At 53.1% G+C, this 1,207-nt stretch carries 2 protein-coding genes; both read right to left on the bottom strand.

Features of this window, described 5'->3' with window-relative positions; genetic code table 11:
- Nucleotides 1-15: 15 nt before the first annotated feature.
- Nucleotides 16-504 carry a hypothetical protein gene (locus ACR0IM_RS24505; protein ID WP_480683488.1) on the bottom strand — a complete coding sequence of 163 codons (489 nt, stop codon included), beginning with the start codon at nt 502-504 and terminating at the stop codon, nt 16-18.
- 30 nt (nt 505-534) lie between these two features.
- The coding region (locus tag ACR0IM_RS24500; RefSeq protein ID WP_480683487.1) for a glycine cleavage T C-terminal barrel domain-containing protein at nt 535-1,207 on the bottom strand (673 nt) is incomplete at its 5' end.

Here is a 1,207-nt window from a genome sequence, read left to right as displayed (position 1 = left end):
TTACAACAAGGCTTTTCACTTGTGGTTCTCAAAAACCATTACTACCAAAGTTCGGTTCTGCTGGCCTTTGTCTTTCAGCGCGACACGGTATGTGCCGCGCTCTGTGATCAGCTCCCGCAAGTTGTAGCTGTCGGGGTGATTCAAAGGTTTCGACGCTGAGGTGCTGCTACCCTCGCGACAGCTTGAAACTTCCCTCCAGGCGTCTCGAAACAAAAAACCTGCATCTTCGCTTCGGTATGAAAATGCCCAGTAACAGGAAATGCCCCTGGTGCCGGTCAACCCCACAAAGGTCTCACAGATCATGTCATTGGGCAGGTCCGCAGACCTTTCGTGGTTTTCCAGCATAAATACCCGATCACAATCACCTGCCAAACCGGTAGTTGAATACAACGCCAGTGTCGCGACCAGGGTGATTTGAAAGAGAAGCAGTATGCGTGTGCCCGCTTCGGGTTGAACCACAAAGTCGGATGATTGTTTTTTTGAGGTTTGGCAACGATCAGACATGATGACCTCGATGTCGCCCCCTTTTGGCAGCTACTCTGCAGCGTCCGGAACCGTTGCTTCTGTGTATATCCCTTTCACACGTTCCTTTGTCGGATCAAAATGCGGGAATGGAACGATCCTGGCTTTCAACCGTTTTTGCTGCCCGTCCAGTTGCCCGATTTCAATGTCTGCGCCGGCGGCAGCATGTGTAACCGAAACCCGGCCCAATGCGATGACTTTACCCAGAATGGGCGATTTCATCGCGCTGGTAATCTCTCCAACCTGAGCTTTTCCAACGCGCACGCAGTCGCCGGGCGAGGGGATAGTGCCGCCTTCGATTTCGAAACCAACCAGTTTGCGGTGCGGGTGTGCCTTACGCTCTTCGATCGCTGCCCGCCCAATGAAATCGTCGGTCTTTGACTTCAGCGGCACGGTAAAGCCGATTCCTGCCTCGAAGGGATCGGTTTGATCGTCGAATTCTGATCCGGCAAAAATCAGACCGCCTTCGATCCGCAACATGTCGAGTGCCGCCAGCCCGAGCGGTGCAATGCCATACTCTTGGCCGACCTCCCAGACACGATCAAAGATTTCGACAGCATCTTTAGGGTGACAGAAGATTTCATATCCCAGTTCACCGGAATAACCGGTCCGGGAAATCACCACGGATTTCCCCTGCACATCACCAACCCGAGCTATGGTAAGCCGGAACCAAGGCAATTCTTCG

Source organism: Ruegeria sp. BF6 (assembly GCF_056538665.1).
The sequence above is the reverse complement of the archived record's forward strand: the minus strand, read 5'-3'. Positions and strand labels throughout refer to the sequence as shown.

Bases quoted from the DNA above. Each gene is read 5' to 3' on its own strand.
- ACR0IM_RS24505 (WP_480683488.1), bottom strand. From the start codon at position 504: ATGTCTGATCGTTGCCAAACCTCAAAAAAACAATCATCCGACTTTGTG.